The 18012-nt window shown below is 59.6% G+C and carries 13 protein-coding genes; 8 read left to right on the top strand and 5 right to left on the bottom strand.

Annotation, left to right across the window (positions count from 1 at the left end):
- The first annotated feature begins 59 nt into the window (after positions 1 to 59).
- The 4 genes from argH (at position 60) to E4631_RS06405 (ending at position 6993) form a co-directional block, all read left to right on the top strand.
- Positions 60 to 1376, top strand: a complete 1317-nt coding sequence (gene argH, locus E4631_RS06390; RefSeq protein ID WP_133657628.1) for an argininosuccinate lyase — start codon at positions 60 to 62, stop codon at positions 1374 to 1376.
- A gap of 70 nt (positions 1377 to 1446) precedes the next feature.
- Positions 1447 to 4890: a pyruvate carboxylase gene (locus tag E4631_RS06395; protein WP_133657627.1), complete on the top strand. Its 3444-nt coding sequence runs from the start codon at positions 1447 to 1449 to the stop codon at positions 4888 to 4890.
- 177 nt (positions 4891 to 5067) lie between these two features.
- On the top strand, positions 5068 to 5670 hold the full coding sequence (locus tag E4631_RS06400) for a hypothetical protein (RefSeq protein WP_133657626.1): 603 nt from the start codon (positions 5068 to 5070) through the stop codon (positions 5668 to 5670).
- A 6-nt stretch (positions 5671 to 5676) separates the two neighbouring features.
- The gene (locus E4631_RS06405; protein WP_133657625.1) at positions 5677 to 6993 is read left to right on the top strand and encodes a M20/M25/M40 family metallo-hydrolase; all 1317 of its coding nucleotides are present in this window, start codon (positions 5677 to 5679) and stop codon (positions 6991 to 6993) included.
- 94 nt (positions 6994 to 7087) lie between these two features.
- Here the strand turns inward: E4631_RS06405 and E4631_RS06410 are convergent, their stop codons facing one another.
- The 4 genes from E4631_RS06410 to E4631_RS06425 form a co-directional block, all read right to left on the bottom strand.
- A complete protein-coding gene (locus E4631_RS06410; RefSeq protein WP_133657624.1) occupies positions 7088 to 7561 on the bottom strand; it encodes an META domain-containing protein in 474 nt (157 codons plus the stop codon).
- A gap of 159 nt (positions 7562 to 7720) precedes the next feature.
- Positions 7721 to 8584, bottom strand: a complete 864-nt coding sequence (locus E4631_RS06415) for a transporter (protein WP_166648087.1) — start codon at positions 8582 to 8584, stop codon at positions 7721 to 7723.
- Positions 8585 to 8829: 245 nt separating this feature from the next.
- Positions 8830 to 11316 (bottom strand): M1 family metallopeptidase, encoded by a 2487-nt coding sequence (locus E4631_RS06420; RefSeq protein ID WP_133657622.1) that lies wholly within the window; start codon positions 11314 to 11316, stop codon positions 8830 to 8832.
- A gap of 154 nt (positions 11317 to 11470) precedes the next feature.
- Entirely contained in the window at positions 11471 to 11989 is a 519-nt protein-coding gene (locus E4631_RS06425) for a CHRD domain-containing protein (protein WP_133657621.1), read from the bottom strand.
- 369 nt (positions 11990 to 12358) lie between these two features.
- Between E4631_RS06425 and dnaK the strand changes: the two genes are divergently transcribed.
- Together dnaK and E4631_RS06435 are read left to right on the top strand one after the other, a co-directional pair.
- Positions 12359 to 14269, top strand: coding sequence for a molecular chaperone DnaK (gene dnaK, locus E4631_RS06430; protein WP_133657620.1), 1911 nt, complete (start codon positions 12359 to 12361; stop codon positions 14267 to 14269).
- 624 nt (positions 14270 to 14893) lie between these two features.
- Positions 14894 to 15580: an LEA type 2 family protein gene (locus tag E4631_RS06435; protein WP_133657619.1), complete on the top strand. Its 687-nt coding sequence runs from the start codon at positions 14894 to 14896 to the stop codon at positions 15578 to 15580.
- A gap of 96 nt (positions 15581 to 15676) precedes the next feature.
- Here the strand turns inward: E4631_RS06435 and E4631_RS06440 are convergent, their stop codons facing one another.
- Entirely contained in the window at positions 15677 to 16774 is a 1098-nt protein-coding gene (locus E4631_RS06440) for an endonuclease/exonuclease/phosphatase family protein (RefSeq protein WP_205704212.1), read from the bottom strand.
- Positions 16775 to 16892: 118 nt separating this feature from the next.
- On the opposite strand from E4631_RS06440, the gene E4631_RS06445 reads away from it, so the two are divergent.
- Complete coding sequence (locus tag E4631_RS06445) at positions 16893 to 17510, top strand: MarC family protein (RefSeq protein ID WP_133657618.1); 618 nt, start codon at positions 16893 to 16895, stop codon at positions 17508 to 17510.
- The gene (locus E4631_RS06450) at positions 17497 to 17997 is read left to right on the top strand and encodes a hypothetical protein (RefSeq protein WP_135318593.1); all 501 of its coding nucleotides are present in this window, start codon (positions 17497 to 17499) and stop codon (positions 17995 to 17997) included. The genes E4631_RS06445 and E4631_RS06450 overlap by 14 nt, the downstream gene beginning before the upstream one ends.
- Positions 17998 to 18012: the final 15 nt, after the last annotated feature.

The following is an 18012-nucleotide window of genomic DNA, read 5'->3' on the forward strand; positions in this document are numbered from 1 at the left end:
TGATAGGATGCTTCGCAAGCTCAGCATGACAGATGGGTGGGAGCTAGTAGTTGTAAAATATGAAAATCTGGGAAAAAGGCTTCTCCGTCAACGATAAAATTGAGCAGTTCACGGTGGGGCAGGACCGGGAGCTGGATATGTACTTGGCGCCCTTCGACATGCTGGCCTCCAAGGCGCAGGCGAAGATGCTGGCGAGTATTGGCTTGATTTCAAAAGAGGAAGAAAGTCAGCTGCTGCAAGGCTTGGACGAGCTGCTGGCGCAGGTCGAAAACGGCACGTTTCAGATTGAAGCCGATTTTGAGGATGTGCACTCCAAAATCGAATATTATTTGACCAATAAATTCGGTGATGCAGGCAAGAAAATCCACACGGCGCGCTCGCGGAATGACCAAGTGCTAACGGCGATTCAATTATTCATTAAGGATTATACCGAAAGAATTGGCGCTAAAATCCTGGAATTAGCCGATTTATTAATTCAACGGGGCGAGAAATATAAAAACGACTTGCTGCCGGGCTACACGCATTTTCAGGCGGCCATGCCGAGTAGCTTTGGGCTGTGGTTTGGCGCGTATGCCGAGCATTTACTGCTGGATATGAGTTTGCTGGAAGCGGCGCACACCGTGGCTGACCATAACCCGCTAGGCTCGGGCGCGGGCTTCGGCAGCAGCTTCGGTATCGACCGCGAGCAGACGACCCGCGAGATGGGATTTGGTAGCTTGGCTATCAGTGCGGTAGGTGCGCAGATGCTGCGCGGCAAGACTGAAAAAACGCTGGCTTTTGCCATAGCGGGCGTGGCAGGTACGCTCAGCAAACTGGCTTATGACCTAGTGCTGTATAACAGCCAGGATTTGGGCTTTGTGAAGCTACCGAAGGAATTTACGACGGGCTCCAGCATCATGCCGCACAAGAAAAATCCCGACGTTTTTGAGCTGGTGCGGGCGCACTGCAACCGGCTGCAAGCGCTGCCTACTGATATTATTCTCACCATTAATAATCTGCCCAGCGGCTACCACCGCGATTTTCAGATTTTGAAGGAGATATTATTCCGGCCGATGGTGCAGTTTGCGAATATTCTCGATATTCTGCTCTTCGCCGTGCCCGAATTGCAGGTAGTACCGGGCGTGATTGACCAGCCGAAGTACGACGCGATATTTTCGGTTGAGAATATCAATCAATTAATTCAGCAGGGCGTGCCGTTTCGGGATGCGTATAAGCAAGTGGGGCAGGCCGTGGACGCCGGCACCTACGTGCCGCATAAGGAATTTGCGACTACGCACCTGGGTAGCGTGCACCAGCCGGGTCTCGATGCGCTGAGCGCGCGCCTGCAAGCCGTGCGGGCGCGCTTGCCTTGGATTGGGGCCATTGCGGAGGGGTAGGGGGGTAGGAAGCTTGCGGCCCACGGCGTAGCTTAGCCGCCTAACAGCCGCTACTTCTGCCAAAACCCGTATGAAAATCACGAAGCTGCTCGTCGCCAATCGCGGTGAAATAGCCATCCGCGTGTTCCGCGCCGCCACCGAACTGGGTATTTCCACGGTCGGTATTTATACCTACGAGGACCGCAACTCGCTGCACCGCTACAAGGCCGATGAGGCCTATCAGATTGGCGGCGACGACGAGCCGCTGCGCCCGTACCTTGATATTGAGGCCATTATCGCCGTAGCCAAGGAGAACGGCGTGCAGGCCATTCACCCCGGCTACGGGTTTTTGAGCGAGAATGCTAACCTGGCCCGGCGCTGCCGCGAGGAAGGCATCATCTTCGTGGGCCCGCGCCCCGAGGTGATGGAAGCGCTCGGCGACAAGGTGGCCGCCAAAGAAGTGGCGCTGCAATGCGAAGTGCCGCTGATTGAGAGCAGCGAGGCCGATTTGGTGGATGTGGAGGTGGCCCTGACCGAGGCGCACCGCATCGGCTACCCCATTATGCTCAAGGCTGCCTCGGGTGGAGGGGGTAGGGGCATGCGCGTGATTCGCGACGATGAGCAGCTGCGCAAGGGCTTCTTTGAGGCGCGCAACGAGGCGCTCAATGCCTTCGGCGACGACACCGTATTTCTGGAGAAATTTGTGGAGCGGCCCAAGCACATCGAGGTGCAGCTGGTGGGCGACCAGCACGGGCACCTCACGCACCTTTACGAGCGCGACTGCTCGGTGCAGCGCCGCTTCCAGAAAGTAGTAGAGGTGGCGCCGGCCACAGACCTGACCGAGTCGCTGCGCCAGCGGCTGTATGAGTACGCGCTGAAAATCGGCCGGGCCGTGGGCTACGACAACGTGGGCACGGTGGAATTCTTGGTGAACCCTGAGCTGGACCGCATCTATTTTATTGAGGTAAACCCCCGCATCCAGGTCGAGCACACGGTGACTGAGATGATAACGGGCGTAGATATCGTTAAAACCCAGATTTACATTGCCTCGGGCTACCCTCTCGAATCGCCCGAAATTGGGCTGGGACCCGACGTGACGGTGCCGCGCATGGGCGTGGCCGTGCAGTGCCGCATCACCACCGAAGACGCCACCAACGACTTCAAGCCCGACTACGGCACCATCGTGGCCTACCGCTCGGCGGGCGGCTTCGGCATCCGGCTCGACCAGGGCTCGGTGTACCAGGGCGCGGTGATTTCGCCGTTTTTTGACTCGCTGCTGGTGAAGGTATCGACCCAGGCGCCCACCCTGGCCGGCGCGGCCCAGAAAATGCTGCGCACGCTGGACGAGTTTCGGGTGCGGGGGGTGAAGACGAACATGCAGTTTTTGCAGAATATCGTCCGCAATCCCGAGTTTCAGGCCGGCGAGGCGACCGTTGATTTTATCAAGGACCACCCCGAGCTGCTCGATATCCGGAAGCGCCTCGACCGGGCCACGCGCCTGCTGCACTACATCGGCGAGGTGGTGGTGAATGGCAACCCCGACGTGGAAGGCCGCGTGGATGAGCGCCGCCAGGTGCGCCCCGCCCCGCTGCCCCACGCCGACTGCACCCTACCCCCCCCCGCCGGCACCAAGCAGAAGCTGCAGGAGCTGGGCCCCGAAAAATTCAGCCAGTGGCTGCGCGCCGAGCCGCTCATTCACTACACCGACACCACGCTGCGCGACGCTCACCAGAGCCTGCTGGCCACCCGCATGCGCACCATCGACATGCTGAAGGTGGCCGACCGCTACGCCCACCAGCACCCCCAAACCTTCTCGATGGAGGTGTGGGGCGGGGCTACGTTCGACGTGGCGCTGCGCTTTCTGCACGAAGACCCTTGGGCGCGCCTCACCCGGCTGCGCGAAGCCGTGCCGAATATCTTGCTGCAAATGCTCATTCGCGGGGCTAATGGCGTGGGTTACAAGGCGTATCCGGATAACCTGACCGAGCGCTTCGTGGCCGAGGCCGGCGCCAAGGGCATTGACGTGTTCCGCATTTTTGACTCCCTGAACTGGATGAAGGGCATGGAGTCGTGCATCAACTTCGTGCGGAAGCAAACCACCGGCCTGGCCGAGGGCAGCATCTGCTACACCGGCGATATTCTGGACCTCAGCCGGCCCAAGTACAACCTGCAGTACTACCTCACGCTGGCCAAGCAGCTCGAAGATGCCGGTTCGCACATCCTCTGCATCAAGGATATGGCGGGCCTGCTGAAGCCCTACGCGGCGGCCGAGCTGATTCCGGCCCTGCGCGAAACGGTGAAGATTCCCATTCACCTGCACACCCACGACACCAGCAGCCTGCAGCCCGCCACCTACCTCAAGGCCGTGGAAGCGGGCGTGAACGTGATTGACGTGGCGCTGGGTGGCCTCTCGGGCCTCACCTCGCAGCCCAACTTCAACTCGCTGGTGGAGATGCTGCGCCACACGCCGCGCCACCGCGAGTTCGACCAGCGCAGCCTCAACGAGTTCAGCGACTACTGGGAAGCCCTGCGCGAGCAGTATTACCCCTTCGAATCGGGCCTGCTGGCGGGCACGGCTGAGGTGTACGGGCACGAGATTCCGGGCGGGCAGTACTCCAACCTGCGGCCCCAGGCGGCGGCGCTGGGTTTACTCGACAAGTTTGAGGAAGTGAAGCAGCGCTTTCACGATGCCAACCAGCTGCTGGGCGATATTCCGAAGGTGACGCCCTCTTCCAAAGTGGTGGGCGACCTGGCCTTGTTCATGGTTTCCAATAAGTTGACGCCCGAGGAAGTTATCAGCCGGGGCGAGAGCCTGAGCTTCCCGGAGTCGGTGCGCGAGCTGCTGCGCGGCGATATTGGCCAGCCGCTGGGCGGCTGGCCCGCCGATATTCAGCGGGTGGTGCTCAAGGGTGAGCCGGCTTTCACCGACCGGCCCAACGAACACCTGGCGCCTATTGATTTTGACAAGGAGTGGGCCGATTTTGAGAAGGAGCACCCCTACGCGCAATTCACCGACTTGCTTTCCAGCCTGCTCTACCCCAAGGTGTTTGCTGACTATTGGAAGTTCCGGCAGAACTACGGCGACGTGAGCCGGGTGCCTACCCCCGTCTTTTTCTTCGGCCTGAAGGAAGGCGAAGAAACCATCATCACCATTGCGCGGGGCAAGACGATTATCATTCGTCTGCAGTCTATCGGCCCCGTGAATGACGAGGGGATGCGCACCGTGTTCTTCGCCCTCAACGGCCAGACCCGCAACCTGGAAGTGCGCGACCGGCACGTGGAAGTGAAGACCGTGCACAACCAAAAGGCCGACCGCGCCAACCCCAAGCAAATTGGCGCGCCCCTGCAGGGCATGCTGAGCAAGGTGCTGGTGGCCGCCGGCCAGCAGGTAGCCAAAAACACCCCGCTGTTTGTGATTGAAGCCATGAAAATGGAAACCACCATTACCGCGCCCGACGACCTGACGGTGGGCACCCTGGCGCTGGGCGAGGGCGCCCGCGTGCAGGCCGACGACCTGGTGCTGACGGTGGCGTAGCGTTACTAGGTAGCCGATGGTAGGCCAAGTCTTATAGGTACATGTATGACTACAGTGAGCATGTTTTTTAGGAGTGCGACCCTGGCCCTGGGGTGTAGCCTGCCGTTGCTAAGCCACGCGCAAAGCTCAGAGCTGGCCCGTGACCATAACAGCAATAATTTCAACAACGGGTATGCCATGCCGCCTCCCGAAGCGAATACGCTGCAAGGCAGCCCGTTTCTGCTGGCTTCCTGGTTGCCGGGTACCATTCTGCTAAGCGCTTCGACGCAGCCCATTGCCACGCCACTGAAATATGACGTGTACCGGCAAGAGCTGCGGGTGCGCCGTGCCAAAGGCGACTCGGTAGTGGTGCCCCTGGGTCAGGTGCGCGAATTCAGCCTCCTGGGCGGTAGTCTGGCCCGCCGCTTTGTGTGCTATTCTTCGGCGGCCTTGCCCGCCGAAGGGGGCAGCTGCGGGGAGGTGGTCTTCGATGGCCCGCACGCCCAGCTATTGAAATTCGTGCGCAAAGAAGTTAAGAAACGGGCTGTTGAAAACGGTGCCTACGTGTCGAACAACACGGTAAATGTGCTCGAAGAGCAGACGCACTACTACCTGCACTGGCCGGCCGATGGCCACTTCACCCCGCTCAAGCTGAAGCGCGCCAGCCTGGAGCAGGCGTTGGCCGGCCAGCCGGCGGCCCTGGCGGCCCTAAAAGCGCGCAAGGGTGGCCTCAGCTCGGAAGCCGACTTGGCAGCAGCGCTGGCAGTTATCGACCCCGTGCTTACTACCCCCGCGAAATAATACGGTATGCTAAGCTATTGCAAATCATTAGGTAACGTAGTGGCGGCGGCGCTGCTGGCGCTGGTAGTGCAGCCGGCCGCCGCGCAGCGCGTGTCAGAAAGCACCGTGAAGCGGGTGCTCACGACCCTGGCCGCCGACGATATGCAGGGCCGCGCCACCGGCCAGCCTGGTCAGCTGAAAGCGGCGGAGTTTCTGGCCGCTGAGTTCAAGCGCATTGGCTTGCAGCCGCTGCCGGGCGCTACGAGTTTTATGCAGGAGTTTCCGGCGTATGAGTCGGCGCTGGCCGGCGCCCAAGCCACGCTCAATGGGGTAGCGCTGCCCGCCGACCACGTATTTGCCCGCACCAGCCAGCCCGCGCTCAGCTGGACCGAGCAGGACGACGTGCGCGTGTTGTTCCTCGGGCCAACCGAGAAGATTCAGCCGCACTTCCGGGAGATATTCCGGCCCGAAAAAAACACGCTGGTCATTTTTGACCCCGTGCATGCAGACGAGTTCAAGTCGCTGGTGGCGCAGTTCAGCAAGCCGCAGCTACGGGCCGAACAAGCCGGTAATGCTTCTTCGAGCGTGTGGCTGCTGGCCAGCGCTGCGCCTACCCCCCTCACGTACCGCGTAGCGGCTACTACCACCACCAAAACGCTGACGCTGCGCAACGTAGTGGGCTACCTGCCGGGCCGCGACCCGGCCCACGCGGCCGAGCAAGTCATTTTTTCGGGCCACTACGACCACCTGGGCATTATTAAGCCGATGGCGGGCGACTCGATTGCCAATGGGGCCGACGACGATGCCAGCGGTACGACGGCCGTGGTGGCCCTGGCGCAGTATTTCAAGAAGCAGAAAAAGAATGCCCGCTCGCTGATTTTCGTGGCCTTCACGGCCGAAGAGATTGGGGGCTTCGGGGCGCGCTATTTCTCCCGGCAGCTCGACCCGCAGCGCCTGACAGCCATGTTCAACATCGAGATGATTGGCAAGCCGGCCAAGTTTGGGCCCAACACGGCGTTTATCACGGGCTACGAGAAATCGGATTTTGGCCAGCTGCTGCAAGCCAATCTGCAAGGCACGCCGTTCAAGTTTGAGCCCGACCCCTACCCCGAGCAAAACCTGTTTTACCGCTCCGACAACGCCACGCTGGCGCGCCTGGGCGTGCCAGCCCACACCATCAGCACCGACCAGATTCCGACCGACAAGCTCTACCACAGCGTGGACGACGAGGTGAGTAGTCTGGATATCAAGAACATGACGGCCGTTATCCAAGCCATTGCCCAGAGTGCCAGGGGCATCGTGGCGGGCCAGCAAACGCCAACCCGCGTGGCGCCCGAAAAGTAGCTATTCTTGGCAGAACAGCGTTGAAAAAGCCCGTCATTCCGAAGTTGTCGAGGAATAACGGGCTTTTTGGCGACGCTTTTGGCGACGACTATTATCAGCGCAGGTGCACGGCCTCAAGCTGGGCCAGCGGCTCGCCGCTGCGCTCCGAGTTGCCGTAGAGCATCAGCATGTTGCCTACAATACGGTAGGCGCGGGTGGCCCCGAGGGCCTGGGCGAAGCTTTGCTCGGTGTCGAGGGAGGGGCACGCCATGCGGGTGCTCAGCAGGGGCGCAAATTGCAGCTCACCGTCGTTCTCAACCGATTCGAGGCCGCCCCGAAAGCGGTTGCAGCCACCCTGCCCCTCGGCTGTGCCCGCCGCGCTGATAAACAGAAACGGCTCCTGGCCCTCGGGGAAGGTTTCATGCAGGGGCTGGCTAGAGAGCTGGCGCAGCACCCAGCGCGTATTGCGCAGCGGCGCATCAGGAGTAATATTGGTAACGGGCGGCGTGGTATTGCCGCGGTCGGTGGGGCGCTGGCAGGCAGTGCCGGCTAGCAGTAGGCAAGACAGAAAAAAGGCGGAGAGACGCATGGAAAAAGCCGGAAAAAAAGCCGGCTCGCAACTATACGTTACGAGCCGGCTCTGAGTAGTAAAAAGTGTGGCTAAAGACAGACTTTTTTTTGTTGCGAATGGTGTTTTATAATTGATTACCAGTAAAATGTACCCTGAGTAATAGTGCAGGGGGTAATACTAGTTGCCGCCGTTGCCGCCCAGCCGAAAGCCTAGGCCTACCCCCACAGTGTTGGCCCCGGCGCTCACGCCGCCCAGGATGCGGCCCACTGTAGCATCGAAGCGCAGGCCGGTCCAGGGGCGGTAGTAGAGGCCGGCGTTGGCGCCGGTGGTCAGGTTATCGCGGCCGCGGCCGTAGGCTTCCACAAAGTAGCCGGCCTGGTTGGTGATGGGCGCCGTGAGCGCCAGCGAGCCGATGTACTGCCCACCAATCTGGCCGTTGAAAATATTCGTCAGGGTGATGCCGCTCTGCACGAAGCCGAAGTTGCCTTCGAGGGCGGCGCGGCGGCCTAGCTGCTGGCTCACGAGCAGGCGGCCGGCGGGGGCCCAGGTGCTGCGGCGCAGGCCATTCTGGCCGGTGTTGGGTAGCGCCGCTTCTACCAGCAAGGCTACCTGGAAGCGGCTGGCCCGGTCAGGCGTCAGCATCAGCTTGGTGCCCACCGTGAGCGGCGCCCAGCCCACCGAGTCGGGACGCGGGGCGCCGCTTTCGCCCATCGTGGCTGGCGTGCCGGCCGTGCCGAACACGTAAGGCTGGGTGATGCGCAATTCCATGCTGTTGAAAAAGCCGATGCGCAGCATTGTAGCCTGGCTGTTAATCCCTACCCCCCCTTGGGGCGCGTAGTGCTGCCAGCCGGTTTCGAGCTGAAACTGCCCCGGCCGCAGCACGCCGGCCGTGATAGTCTGGCCGGGCCGGTCGGGCCGAATGTGTTGAAAGAAAGGCGTTTCCGCGTTTTCGTTGCTCTCATCCAGGGTATTTTGGGCCAGGGCGGGGGTGAGGCGGCCTGCGAGCAGGGCGGCCAGCACCAGCGGAGTGGTCTTGCGCATAGGTACCCCGACGCGCAACCCGCCGGGATAGTTCAACGTAGAAGGCCGCTTCATTTGCAGCTCACGCAAAAGGGAGGGGGTAAGGAAGCGCCACGCTGGCGTTCCCTACCCCCTCCCTCACTTTATTAGGTTTCATGCAAAAACGTCTGTCATTGCGAGCCTGCGAAGCAATCTCACTTAAACGAGTCGTTTGAACATCGCTTAAATGCGATTGCTTCGCAGGCTCGCAATACAAGTAGCAGCATTTACTTGGCGGCTTGAATAGCTTGCACAGCGGCCGCGGCCGTGGCTTGGTTCTGGGTGGCGTGGGCGCCGGTTTGGGCGGCGGCGCCTTTTTGCAGCGCGTCAATCATGCGCTTATCAAAACCGTAGGCGCGCAACTGGGGCTGAAGGGCCACCTTCTGGAGACGGTCCACGTCCTCGCCGAAGGCCGTGGGGTCGTCGAGGCGGCCCAGCATCTGCACCATCGGCGCAATGAGGCCGTAGCGGCTACGGCCGGTGGCGGCATCGTAGGTGGTGCGCATGTAGTTCCACTGCGCGGGGCCACCGTGCGCGGCGTACACGCCCGTTACGGCCGAGGCCAGGTGCGGCTCCGATTCCAGGGTTTTGGCGCGGGCCAGGGCCAGGGGGGCGTCAATCTCGCCCAAGGCTTGCAAGCCCGCGCCTTGAATGCCGTAGGACTGGCTGCCGAGCGCGGCCGTCAGGGTTTTGGCGTCTTTCTTGTCTTTCAGTTCGCCCAAGGCCAGCAGCGCGGCGGCGCGTACGTGGGTGTCGGCCTCGGTGGCGGCAAGCTGGCGTAGGGTAGGCGCGGCAGCTTTGGCCACGGTCTTATTATCGAGCTTCAAGCCCTGAATGGCCGCAATGCGCAGGCCGTAGAACTTATCCTTGAGGGCGGCCAGCACCACGGCACGGGCAGCACTGCTGGTAGTTTGCTGAGTCAGGGCCGCGTCGAGGGCCTCGCGGCGGTCAACGTAGAGCGGGGCGTGGCTGTACTGGTAGGCGTACTCGGCCAGGGGCTTGTTGTCGGTTTTTTGCCAGAGCGTGAATTTGTCGGCGTCCACGTTCACCAGCTCGGGCCGGGCGGCCAGCGGCATGGTAAAGGTCTGGGTGGCCTCAGTCATGGTCACGCGCTGGCGCTGGGCCTTACCCCCCACGTAGTAGTCGATGGCCAGCGGCAGCCGAAACGGCTCGCCCGGCTGCGTCTGCTTGATGGTGACGCTCTGGGTTTTGCTGCCCGCGTTCCAGGCGTAGTCGATGGTTACGGCCGGGCTGCCATTGTTGTAGTACCACTGGTTGTAAAACCAGTTGAGGTCCTGGCCCGACACGGCTTCCATGGCCAGGCGCATCTGGTGGGCCTCGCCGTTGCCGAATTTGTTGTCGGTGAGGTATTTCTGCAAGCCAGCGAAGAATACGTCGTCGCCCAGGTAGGTACGCAGCATCTGCACGATGGCGCCGCCCTTCTGGTAGCTTACCAGGTCAAATACGTCTTCCTTATTGTTATAATGGAAGCGCACCAGGTTTTTGGCCGCGTCGCGCGGGCTGGCCAGGTAGCTTTGGCGGTAGCGGTAGTTGTGGGCGTCGGCCTCGTCCTGGCCATACTTGTGCTCGGCGTAGAGCGACTCCGAGAAGTCGGCCATCGACTCGTTCACCGTGATATTAGACCACGACTCAGCCGTGACGTAGTCGCCAAACCACTGGTGAAATAGCTCGTGCGCAATCACCGATTCCTGGTCGTAGGTGCGGTCCAGTAGCTCGCGGTCCGTCATTTGCACCTGCTCGCCGTGCAGCGTGGCGGTGGTGTTTTCCATGGCGCCGCTCACGTAGTCGCGGGCCACAATCTGGCTGTACTTATTCCACGGAAACTCGACGCCCAGCCGGCTGCTGAAAAACTCCAGCATATCGGGCGTATTACCAAAAATCTGCTTGGCGAAGGGCGCGTACTTGGGCTCCAGGTAGTAGTTAACTTCCTTGCCGCGCCAGGTATCCTTGTAGATTTTGAAGTCGCCCACGGCCATCATAAAGAGGTAGGGCGCGTGGGGCAGGTCCATTTTCCAGGTATCGGTGCGCAGGCCGGGGCCGGCGGGCTTCTGGCTCACGAGGCGGCCGTTGCTGAGCGTCACGTACTTGGCTGGCACGGTCATGGCAATTTCCTCGGTCGTCTTCTGGTTGGGCCGGTCGATGGTCGGAAACCAGGCCGACGAGCTTTGCGTCTCGCCCTGGGTCCAGATTTGCACCGGCTTGCCCGCCACCGCGCTGTCGGGGTTGATAAAATACAGGCCCTTGGCATCGGTAATAGCCTGCGAGCCTTGCACTTGCAGCTCATCCGGCTTGGCCGTGTACTCGATGTACACCATGTACTCCTCGCCCGGCTTGTAGAGGCGGTCGAGGTTGATACGCAGGTTATTCTTATCCGAGTAGTCGAATTTCAGCGGCTGCTGCGCCCCGCCGCTCATGATGGCCACGCTCTTGATATCCATGCCCTGGGCATCAAGCCGCAGCGTGTCGGTGGCGTAGGCGTGGGGCTTCAGCGTCACCCATTCCTGCCCGTAGAGGTAGCGCTTGGCGTAGTCGAAGCGCACGGCCAACCGGGTGTGCACCAAGTCGTTGGTTTTAGTAGCCGAGGGCTGGTAGGGCGCGTTGGCCGCCGCCAGGGGGGTAGAGGGCGCCTGGGCCTGGGCCGCCAGGGCCAGCAGCAGGCAGCCCGGCAGCAGCGCAGCAGAGAGAAGCTTCATTCAAAAAAACTAAAGGGCGAGGGGGTAGGAGGGGGGTAGGGCGCAAAGACCCAGCTCCCCGCACAAAGTTGCTACGCGCGCCGCTCTCAAACGCAAAGAGCCGGCCGCTAAGACAGCGGCCGGCTCTTTTTTTGATTTCCAAGCGCGTAAAAACTTACTTCACTATTACGTTAGCACGAATTTCACCGCTAGGGTATTGGCTAGTGTGAATGTTGGCGTACACGTGAGCCATCTTAAAGGAATCTGCCTGCACGGCCATCGGCTTAGCCGGAACGGCCGGGGTGGTTGCAGTAGCCGGCTGGGCCGCTACGGCTGGGGTCGTAGTTAGCGTAGTGCTACCCGTGACAGTACCGCTGGTGCCGGTCGGCAGGTTGCTGATGGGAATAAATACATCCCCAGTGTGTTTCGCGTCACCGTAGTGAAAGTGAGCGGCCTGCGGCGGCCCGGTGAGGTTTTTGAAGGTAAGTGTATAGGTCAGCAGCTTGGTAGCGGGGTCGTAGGTGCCTGTAACGTCGCCGGTAGCGGTGGAAGCGCTGGTAGGCTTGATGGAATTGGCCGCACTCAAATTACCCGAAAGCTGCTGCGTAGTAACAGCCGGCGTAGCTGGGTCGTCTTTTTTGCAAGCAGTTGCCAGCGTGAGGGATGCCAGTGCGGCAAGGAGAACTTTTTTCATAAAAAAACAAAAATTTAGAAAGAGATAAATGATTTTGGAAACAAAGTAACAAAAGTTCGGGGCGTACGAGCTAGAGAATTGTTGCGTTTTGTTGAAATTTGCTATATAATCCTTGGTAGGTGCCAATTGTTTTTTGTCCCCTAAAAGAAGTTATAGCAAGGGGCATGAACGGCGACTGCTAAGAAGGCAGCCCTACCCCCAGCGCCACGCCTCAAGCCCGCCGCGCTGGCAGCATTGAGCCGTTTGCCCCGCCATTGTGGCAGGAAAAAGGGGCTGGTACGAGCCTTGTAACAAGGGCAGCAACGGCCGCATAGCTGTTATTCTAACCAGACATCACTCCTCTTTTTAACCTTAGCACCCACCAGCATTATGGGCAAAATCATCGGTATTGACTTGGGCACCACCAACTCGTGCGTCGCCGTAATGGAAGGCAACGAGCCGGTTGTTATCCCCAACTCCGAAGGCCGCCGTACTACCCCTTCCATCGTCGCTTTCCTCGACAATGGTAAGGGCGAGCGTAAGGTCGGTGACCCGGCCAAGCGCCAGGCCGTTACCAACCCCAAGAACACGATTGCCAGCATCAAGCGTTTCATGGGCCGCCAGTTCTCCGAGGTTTCGTCCGAGAGCAGGTACGTTGCTTACGACCTGACGCCCGGCGCTAACAATACGGTAGCCGTGAAAATTGGCGACCGCAACTACACGCCCCAGGAAATTTCGGCTATGGTGCTTCAAAAGATGAAGCAGACGGCCGAAGACTACCTGGGCCAGCCCGTGACCGAAGCCGTTATCACGGTGCCCGCGTACTTCAACGACGCCCAGCGCCAGGCTACCAAAGAAGCCGGGGCCATCGCGGGCCTCGATGTGAAGCGCATTATTAACGAGCCTACTGCGGCTGCCCTGGCTTACGGCTTGGACAAGAAGCATAAGGACCAGAAAATTGCCGTGTACGACCTCGGCGGCGGCACATTCGACATCTCCATCCTGGAGCTTGGCGACGGCGTGTTTGAAGTACTAAGCACCAACGGTGATACGCACCTCGGCGGCGACGACTTTGACCAGGTTATCATCGATTTCCTGGCCGACCAGTTCAAGAGTGAAAACGAAGGCCTCGACCTGCGCAACGACCCCATGGCCCTCCAGCGCCTGAAGGAAGCCGCCGAGAAAGCCAAAATCGAGCTGTCGAGCTCCAACGAAACTGAAATTAACCTGCCGTACATCACGGCTACGGCTTCGGGCCCCAAGCACTTGGTAGTGAAGCTGACGCGCGCTAAGTTCGAGCAGTTGAGCGACAGCCTGGTGCGCCGCTCGATGGAGCCCTGCAAGAAGGCGCTGTCGGACGCTGGCCTTTCGGCCGCCCAGATTGACGAGGTTATCCTCGTGGGTGGCTCGACCCGCATTCCGCGCATTCAGGAAGAAGTAGAGAAGTTCTTCGGCAAGAAACCTTCGAAAGGTGTGAACCCTGACGAGGTAGTAGCCATTGGCGCGGCCATCCAGGGCGGCGTGCTCACCGGTGAGGTGAAGGACGTGCTGCTGCTCGACGTGACCCCGCTCTCGCTGGGCATTGAGACGATGGGCGGCGTAATGACCAAGCTCATCGAGTCGAACACGACTATTCCGACCAAAAAATCGGAAACCTTCTCGACGGCTTCGGACTCGCAGCCTTCGGTAGAAATCCACGTGCTGCAGGGCGAGCGCCCGCTGGCCAGCCAGAACCGCACCATCGGCAAGTTTCACCTCGACAGCATTCCGCCCGCCCCGCGTGGCGTGCCGCAGATTGAGGTAATCTTCGATATCGATGCCAACGGCATCCTAAACGTGACGGCTAAGGACAAAGGCACTGGTAAGGAGCAGAAAATCCGCATCGAAGCCAGCAGCGGCCTCAGCGACGCCGACATTGAGCGGATGCGCACCGAGGCTACGGCCAACGCCGAAGCCGACAAAATCGAAGCTGAGCGCATCAAGAAGATGAACGACGCCGACTCGCTCATCTTTCAGACCGAGAAGCAGTTGAAGGAGTTCGGCGACAAACTGAGCGGCGGCAACAAAACCGCCGTAGAAGGCGCCCTTGCCGACCTCAAGAAAGCCCACGAAAGCAAAGACCTCAACGGGGTTGATGCTGGTGTAGCGGCGCTCAACAAGGCTTGGGAAGCAGCTTCGCAGGAAATGTATGCTGCGGCTGGCGCCCAAGACGGCCAGCCCGGAACTGATGGCCAACCCCAGGGCCAGCCCGCTGGCGACCAGGTTACCGACGTAGACTACGAGGAAGTAGACGGCAAGTAAGCTGCTGTTTGCACCTATTGTGAAAGGCCGGGAGCGAAAGCTTCCGGCCTTTTTGCGTACCTGGGGTACCGCTCAACTACTACGGGCAGGCTTCGGCTACCCAGAGGGGGGTAGGGATATTTCTGCACAGCTTAATGCAATAAAAAGCTAGATAAATACCGTTCGTGCAACATGCAAGAAACAATACGCGCGCTACGAATACTCTTAATCTAAGATTAATGCGTAGTATATAGTATTGATTTTATGGTATTTTTTAAAGTTTATTTATTCGTTACTATTTTATAAAAATCTGTTGAGCAATGACTTGTAAAAATTATAAGTTAGACATAACTTGTGTAATTTTTATGGACAGGTTTGACGTGGTAATAAGTGCTATGTAACTTGCTTACTAATTGCCTGCCTGGGCTACTGTAGGCTAGTGCCGGTAGAAGTAATTTTTCACCGGCTAACGCCGGTACTACGCTACTGCGAGTTGGCTGATTTAATACCTGGTGCTGGATTTTAACAGGTGAAAGGCAGTTTGTGACGCGTGCTGCTACTAACCTGGCGAAAACCAGTCCCCGGCATGATTTTTATTTCCTTGTTTTGCCAACCAATTAGCTAAGCCATCCCGTAGGTCAGGCCATGAGTATTTTTAGGCTATTTATTCGTCGCGTTGCGCTGCTGCTGCCTGTTACAGGCCTGCTGCTAGCTACTGGCTGCACCCTGCGTGAAACGCGCCAGGAAAGTGTTCCTGCCGTGGAGCCCCACCTAACTGTGCGGGCCGTGGAGCAGGCCAGCCTGGGCACTCTCGATGTTCTTTCCCTGCGCACCCCCGACGACGTAGACCTACCCCGCCGCAATCAACTCATTGACGGCTACGTGAATAAAAACCTGCCGCTGAAAATGCGCTTGCAGCTCAATGTCTACAACCCCAACTTGGAGCCCACCGCCATTACCGGCCTTGACTACACGATATTGGTAGACAAAAAAGAGCTGGGCGCGGGCCGCATGCCGCTGGCGTTGGAGCTGCCGCCCCGCGACTCGGTGCGCGTGCCGTTCAGCTTTGAGTTGAATACGTATAAGCTGCTGGGTACTGATGCGCTGCCTGCGCTGCGCAATTTTGCCCTGGGCTTCGGCGACCTGCGCCGCCAGCGTGTGACGCTGCGGCTCCACCCCATTATGCGCAACGCTCGTGGCCGCTTTAGCACGCTCGTGCGGCGCGTGCCGCTACCCGTGGCTAGCCGGACCAAGGTTGCCCAACCCGCACCGGCCAGCGTGGAGGCCAACTTGCGCAGCAAGGTTGTTAAGCCAGTTCCGCAGGCTTTGTAATGGCAGTTTAAATACACCTGCTTGGCACTACCGTAAGTGGCCCGGCTCCTCATCCAAACCGGATAGGAGCCGGGCCACTATGCTTAGGTAAGGTGCTTAAGCTGGCTCTTCTACTGCCGCGTCGTGGATTTTTTCGCGGGCTTCGAGGCGGTCTTCGGCGTCGGCGGCTTCCAGTTCGGCTTCCTGCGACTGCCAGCCTTGGGGCTCGTAGCTGAGGCGAATAAAGATAGGAAAGTGGTCGGACCCGATGTAGGGCAGGCGCTCGATGTGCTGCAAGCGGAAATGAGCCGAGTGAAACACGTGGTCGAGGGGCCAGCGCAGCAGCTTGTAGTCGGCATGAAAGGTAGGCAGCAGGCCCCGGCCCACGCGCGGGTCAAGCAGCCGCGCCAGTCGCCGGAACAGTTCGGAAGTGTGTGACCAGGCCACGTCGTTGAGGTCGCCGGCCACGATGGTAGGCCCGTCGTGCACCTGAATGGCGCGGCCCACCAGCAGCAGCTCGGCATCGCGCCGGGTGCTGGTCTTGGACTCGCTGGGCGCCGGCGGCTTGGGGTGCACAAAGTGCAGGTTGGCCTCGACGCCGCTGGGCAGCCGCACCCGCCCGTGAAACGACGGAATGCCGGGGTCGAGAATAAACTGTATCTCCTTGGTTAAGAGAGGTAGGCGCGAAAAAACCAGCATGCCGTAGGTGTTGGGCAGCGGTGCGTGGCAGGTGTGGGGGTAGTCTTTGGTGAGGCCTTGCAGCTGGCTCAGCCACCACTCGTCGGTTTCGACGGCCAGCACGATATCGGGCTGCTTTTCGCGGATAACGCCCAGGCACCGTGAGGCATCGCGGTTGTACATCAGCACGTTAGTTACCAGTAGGCTGATGTGGTTGGGGTCGTCGGGGCGGCGCTGGCTGTCCTGCACCTGCTTGCGGTGCCAGGTCGTGTAAGGCCAGATGCGGCTGGCCTGGTACACCACCGTTAGGCCCAGCATACCCAGCACCACCGGCGCATGCGCCAGCCAGAGCCGGTGGCCTGGCAGGGCCAGCAGCAGCAAGCTCAGCAGCAGGCCGGCTACTATTTGCAGGCGCGGAAAGTCGCAAACGCGAATCCACCAAGCCGTTTGACGAAGCAGGGGTAGCAGCGTGGCCAGTATGCCAGCGCCACCCAGCAACAGCCCCAGGCCGTGCAAAATGAAGTAAAAAGTGGGCACGCGATGAGTGTAGCGGTGGGCAGATAGGACTGTAAAGATGATAAGCGAACGATGAAATTGCGGACAACTTCGTCGGTACCCCGCCCGCCTTCAATTACCCGGCCAATACCTTTACGGCATGGAAGTCCTGATTCTCACCTTCACCACGCTCTTTTCGGTCGTCAATCCCTTCGGCGCCATGCCGGTGTTTCTGACCCTCACCGACAGCGACAGCAATGCCGAACGCACGGCCACCGCCCTGCGCTCGTGCCTCTACATGGTCGCGATTCTATCAGTAGCGTTTTTTGGCGGGCAGTATATTCTTAACTTCTTCGGTATCAATATTCAGCACCTGCGCATTGCCGGCGGCATCCTGCTCATGCGCTCGGCCTTCGACCTGCTGACGCCGGGCGCCAACCGCGACCGCGTGGGCCCCGCCGCGCTCGAAGAAAGCATGCAGAAGGACGATATCAGCTTCACGCCGCTGGCCATGCCCATGCTCTCGGGGCCGGGCTCGATGGCGCTCTGCATCGGCTTCATCCGCCCTTCGGTGGCGGATAAGGTTTTCACGGTATTGGGCTTCGGACTGGTGGCGGCGGCGGCCTTTCTCATCCTAGTGTCGTCGCTGCGGCTCACGCGCTTCCTGGGCCGGCCGGGCATGGCCGCGCTGGCCCGCGTCATGGGTTTTTTGACACTGGCCATCGGGGTCAACTTCTTCGTGACGGCCGTGAAGGCGCTGTTCCATGTGGCAGAGTAGCACATGGTTTCTAGCGGGTGCTAGCGTCTTGCTATTATCCAGTTGCCTGGCAGACCAGCGCAACACCAACGTAGCGGAGACGAAACCACACCGCACAATTGTTTACTTTCAAAATGGTAGCGATACAGAACCGGAAGCTAATTTGGAAATTCGCCGCGATGATAGCGTGGTTTTTTCTGGTCCAGTTTCATTCAACAATACACCTGATGCCTGGCATAGCCTGATTTTGCGAAATAAGAGTGCGACGCATCGCTTCAGTATACTCCACAAAAATACTGGCGTTAGACTTGATACATTGGTGCAAAGCACTGATAGCGTAACGCATGTCTTTCTGACTTTTAGTTATCACAAACTTTCGGCTGAAGAACTCAGACGCTTTCACAAAAACGCACATGATGATTTGGAAGAGGCATACATGCGTAAGCTATTTGGTAGCCCGCGACGGTTTTCGGTTTTAGTAATGAAAGGGCCAGTATCTATTCCTTAGCTACTGGCCCTTTTA

Origin of the sequence: Hymenobacter sp. UV11, from assembly GCF_004684095.1 — a bacterium.
Classification (GTDB): domain Bacteria; phylum Bacteroidota; class Bacteroidia; order Cytophagales; family Hymenobacteraceae; genus Hymenobacter.

Bases quoted from the DNA above. Each gene is read 5' to 3' on its own strand.
- argH (WP_133657628.1), top strand. From the start codon at position 60: ATGAAAATCTGGGAAAAAGGCTTCTCCGTCAACGATAAAATTGAGCAG.
- E4631_RS06395 (WP_133657627.1), top strand. From the start codon at position 1,447: ATGAAAATCACGAAGCTGCTCGTCGCCAATCGCGGTGAAATAGCCATC.
- E4631_RS06400 (WP_133657626.1), top strand. From the start codon at position 5,068: ATGCCGCCTCCCGAAGCGAATACGCTGCAAGGCAGCCCGTTTCTGCTG.
- E4631_RS06405 (WP_133657625.1), top strand. From the start codon at position 5,677: ATGCTAAGCTATTGCAAATCATTAGGTAACGTAGTGGCGGCGGCGCTG.
- E4631_RS06410 (WP_133657624.1), bottom strand. From the start codon at position 7,561: ATGCGTCTCTCCGCCTTTTTTCTGTCTTGCCTACTGCTAGCCGGCACT.
- E4631_RS06415 (WP_166648087.1), bottom strand. From the start codon at position 8,584: ATGCGCAAGACCACTCCGCTGGTGCTGGCCGCCCTGCTCGCAGGCCGC.
- E4631_RS06420 (WP_133657622.1), bottom strand. From the start codon at position 11,316: ATGAAGCTTCTCTCTGCTGCGCTGCTGCCGGGCTGCCTGCTGCTGGCC.
- E4631_RS06425 (WP_133657621.1), bottom strand. From the start codon at position 11,989: ATGAAAAAAGTTCTCCTTGCCGCACTGGCATCCCTCACGCTGGCAACT.
- dnaK (WP_133657620.1), top strand. From the start codon at position 12,359: ATGGGCAAAATCATCGGTATTGACTTGGGCACCACCAACTCGTGCGTC.
- E4631_RS06435 (WP_133657619.1), top strand. From the start codon at position 14,894: ATGAGTATTTTTAGGCTATTTATTCGTCGCGTTGCGCTGCTGCTGCCT.
- E4631_RS06445 (WP_133657618.1), top strand. From the start codon at position 16,893: ATGGAAGTCCTGATTCTCACCTTCACCACGCTCTTTTCGGTCGTCAAT.
- E4631_RS06450 (WP_135318593.1), top strand. From the start codon at position 17,497: ATGTGGCAGAGTAGCACATGGTTTCTAGCGGGTGCTAGCGTCTTGCTA.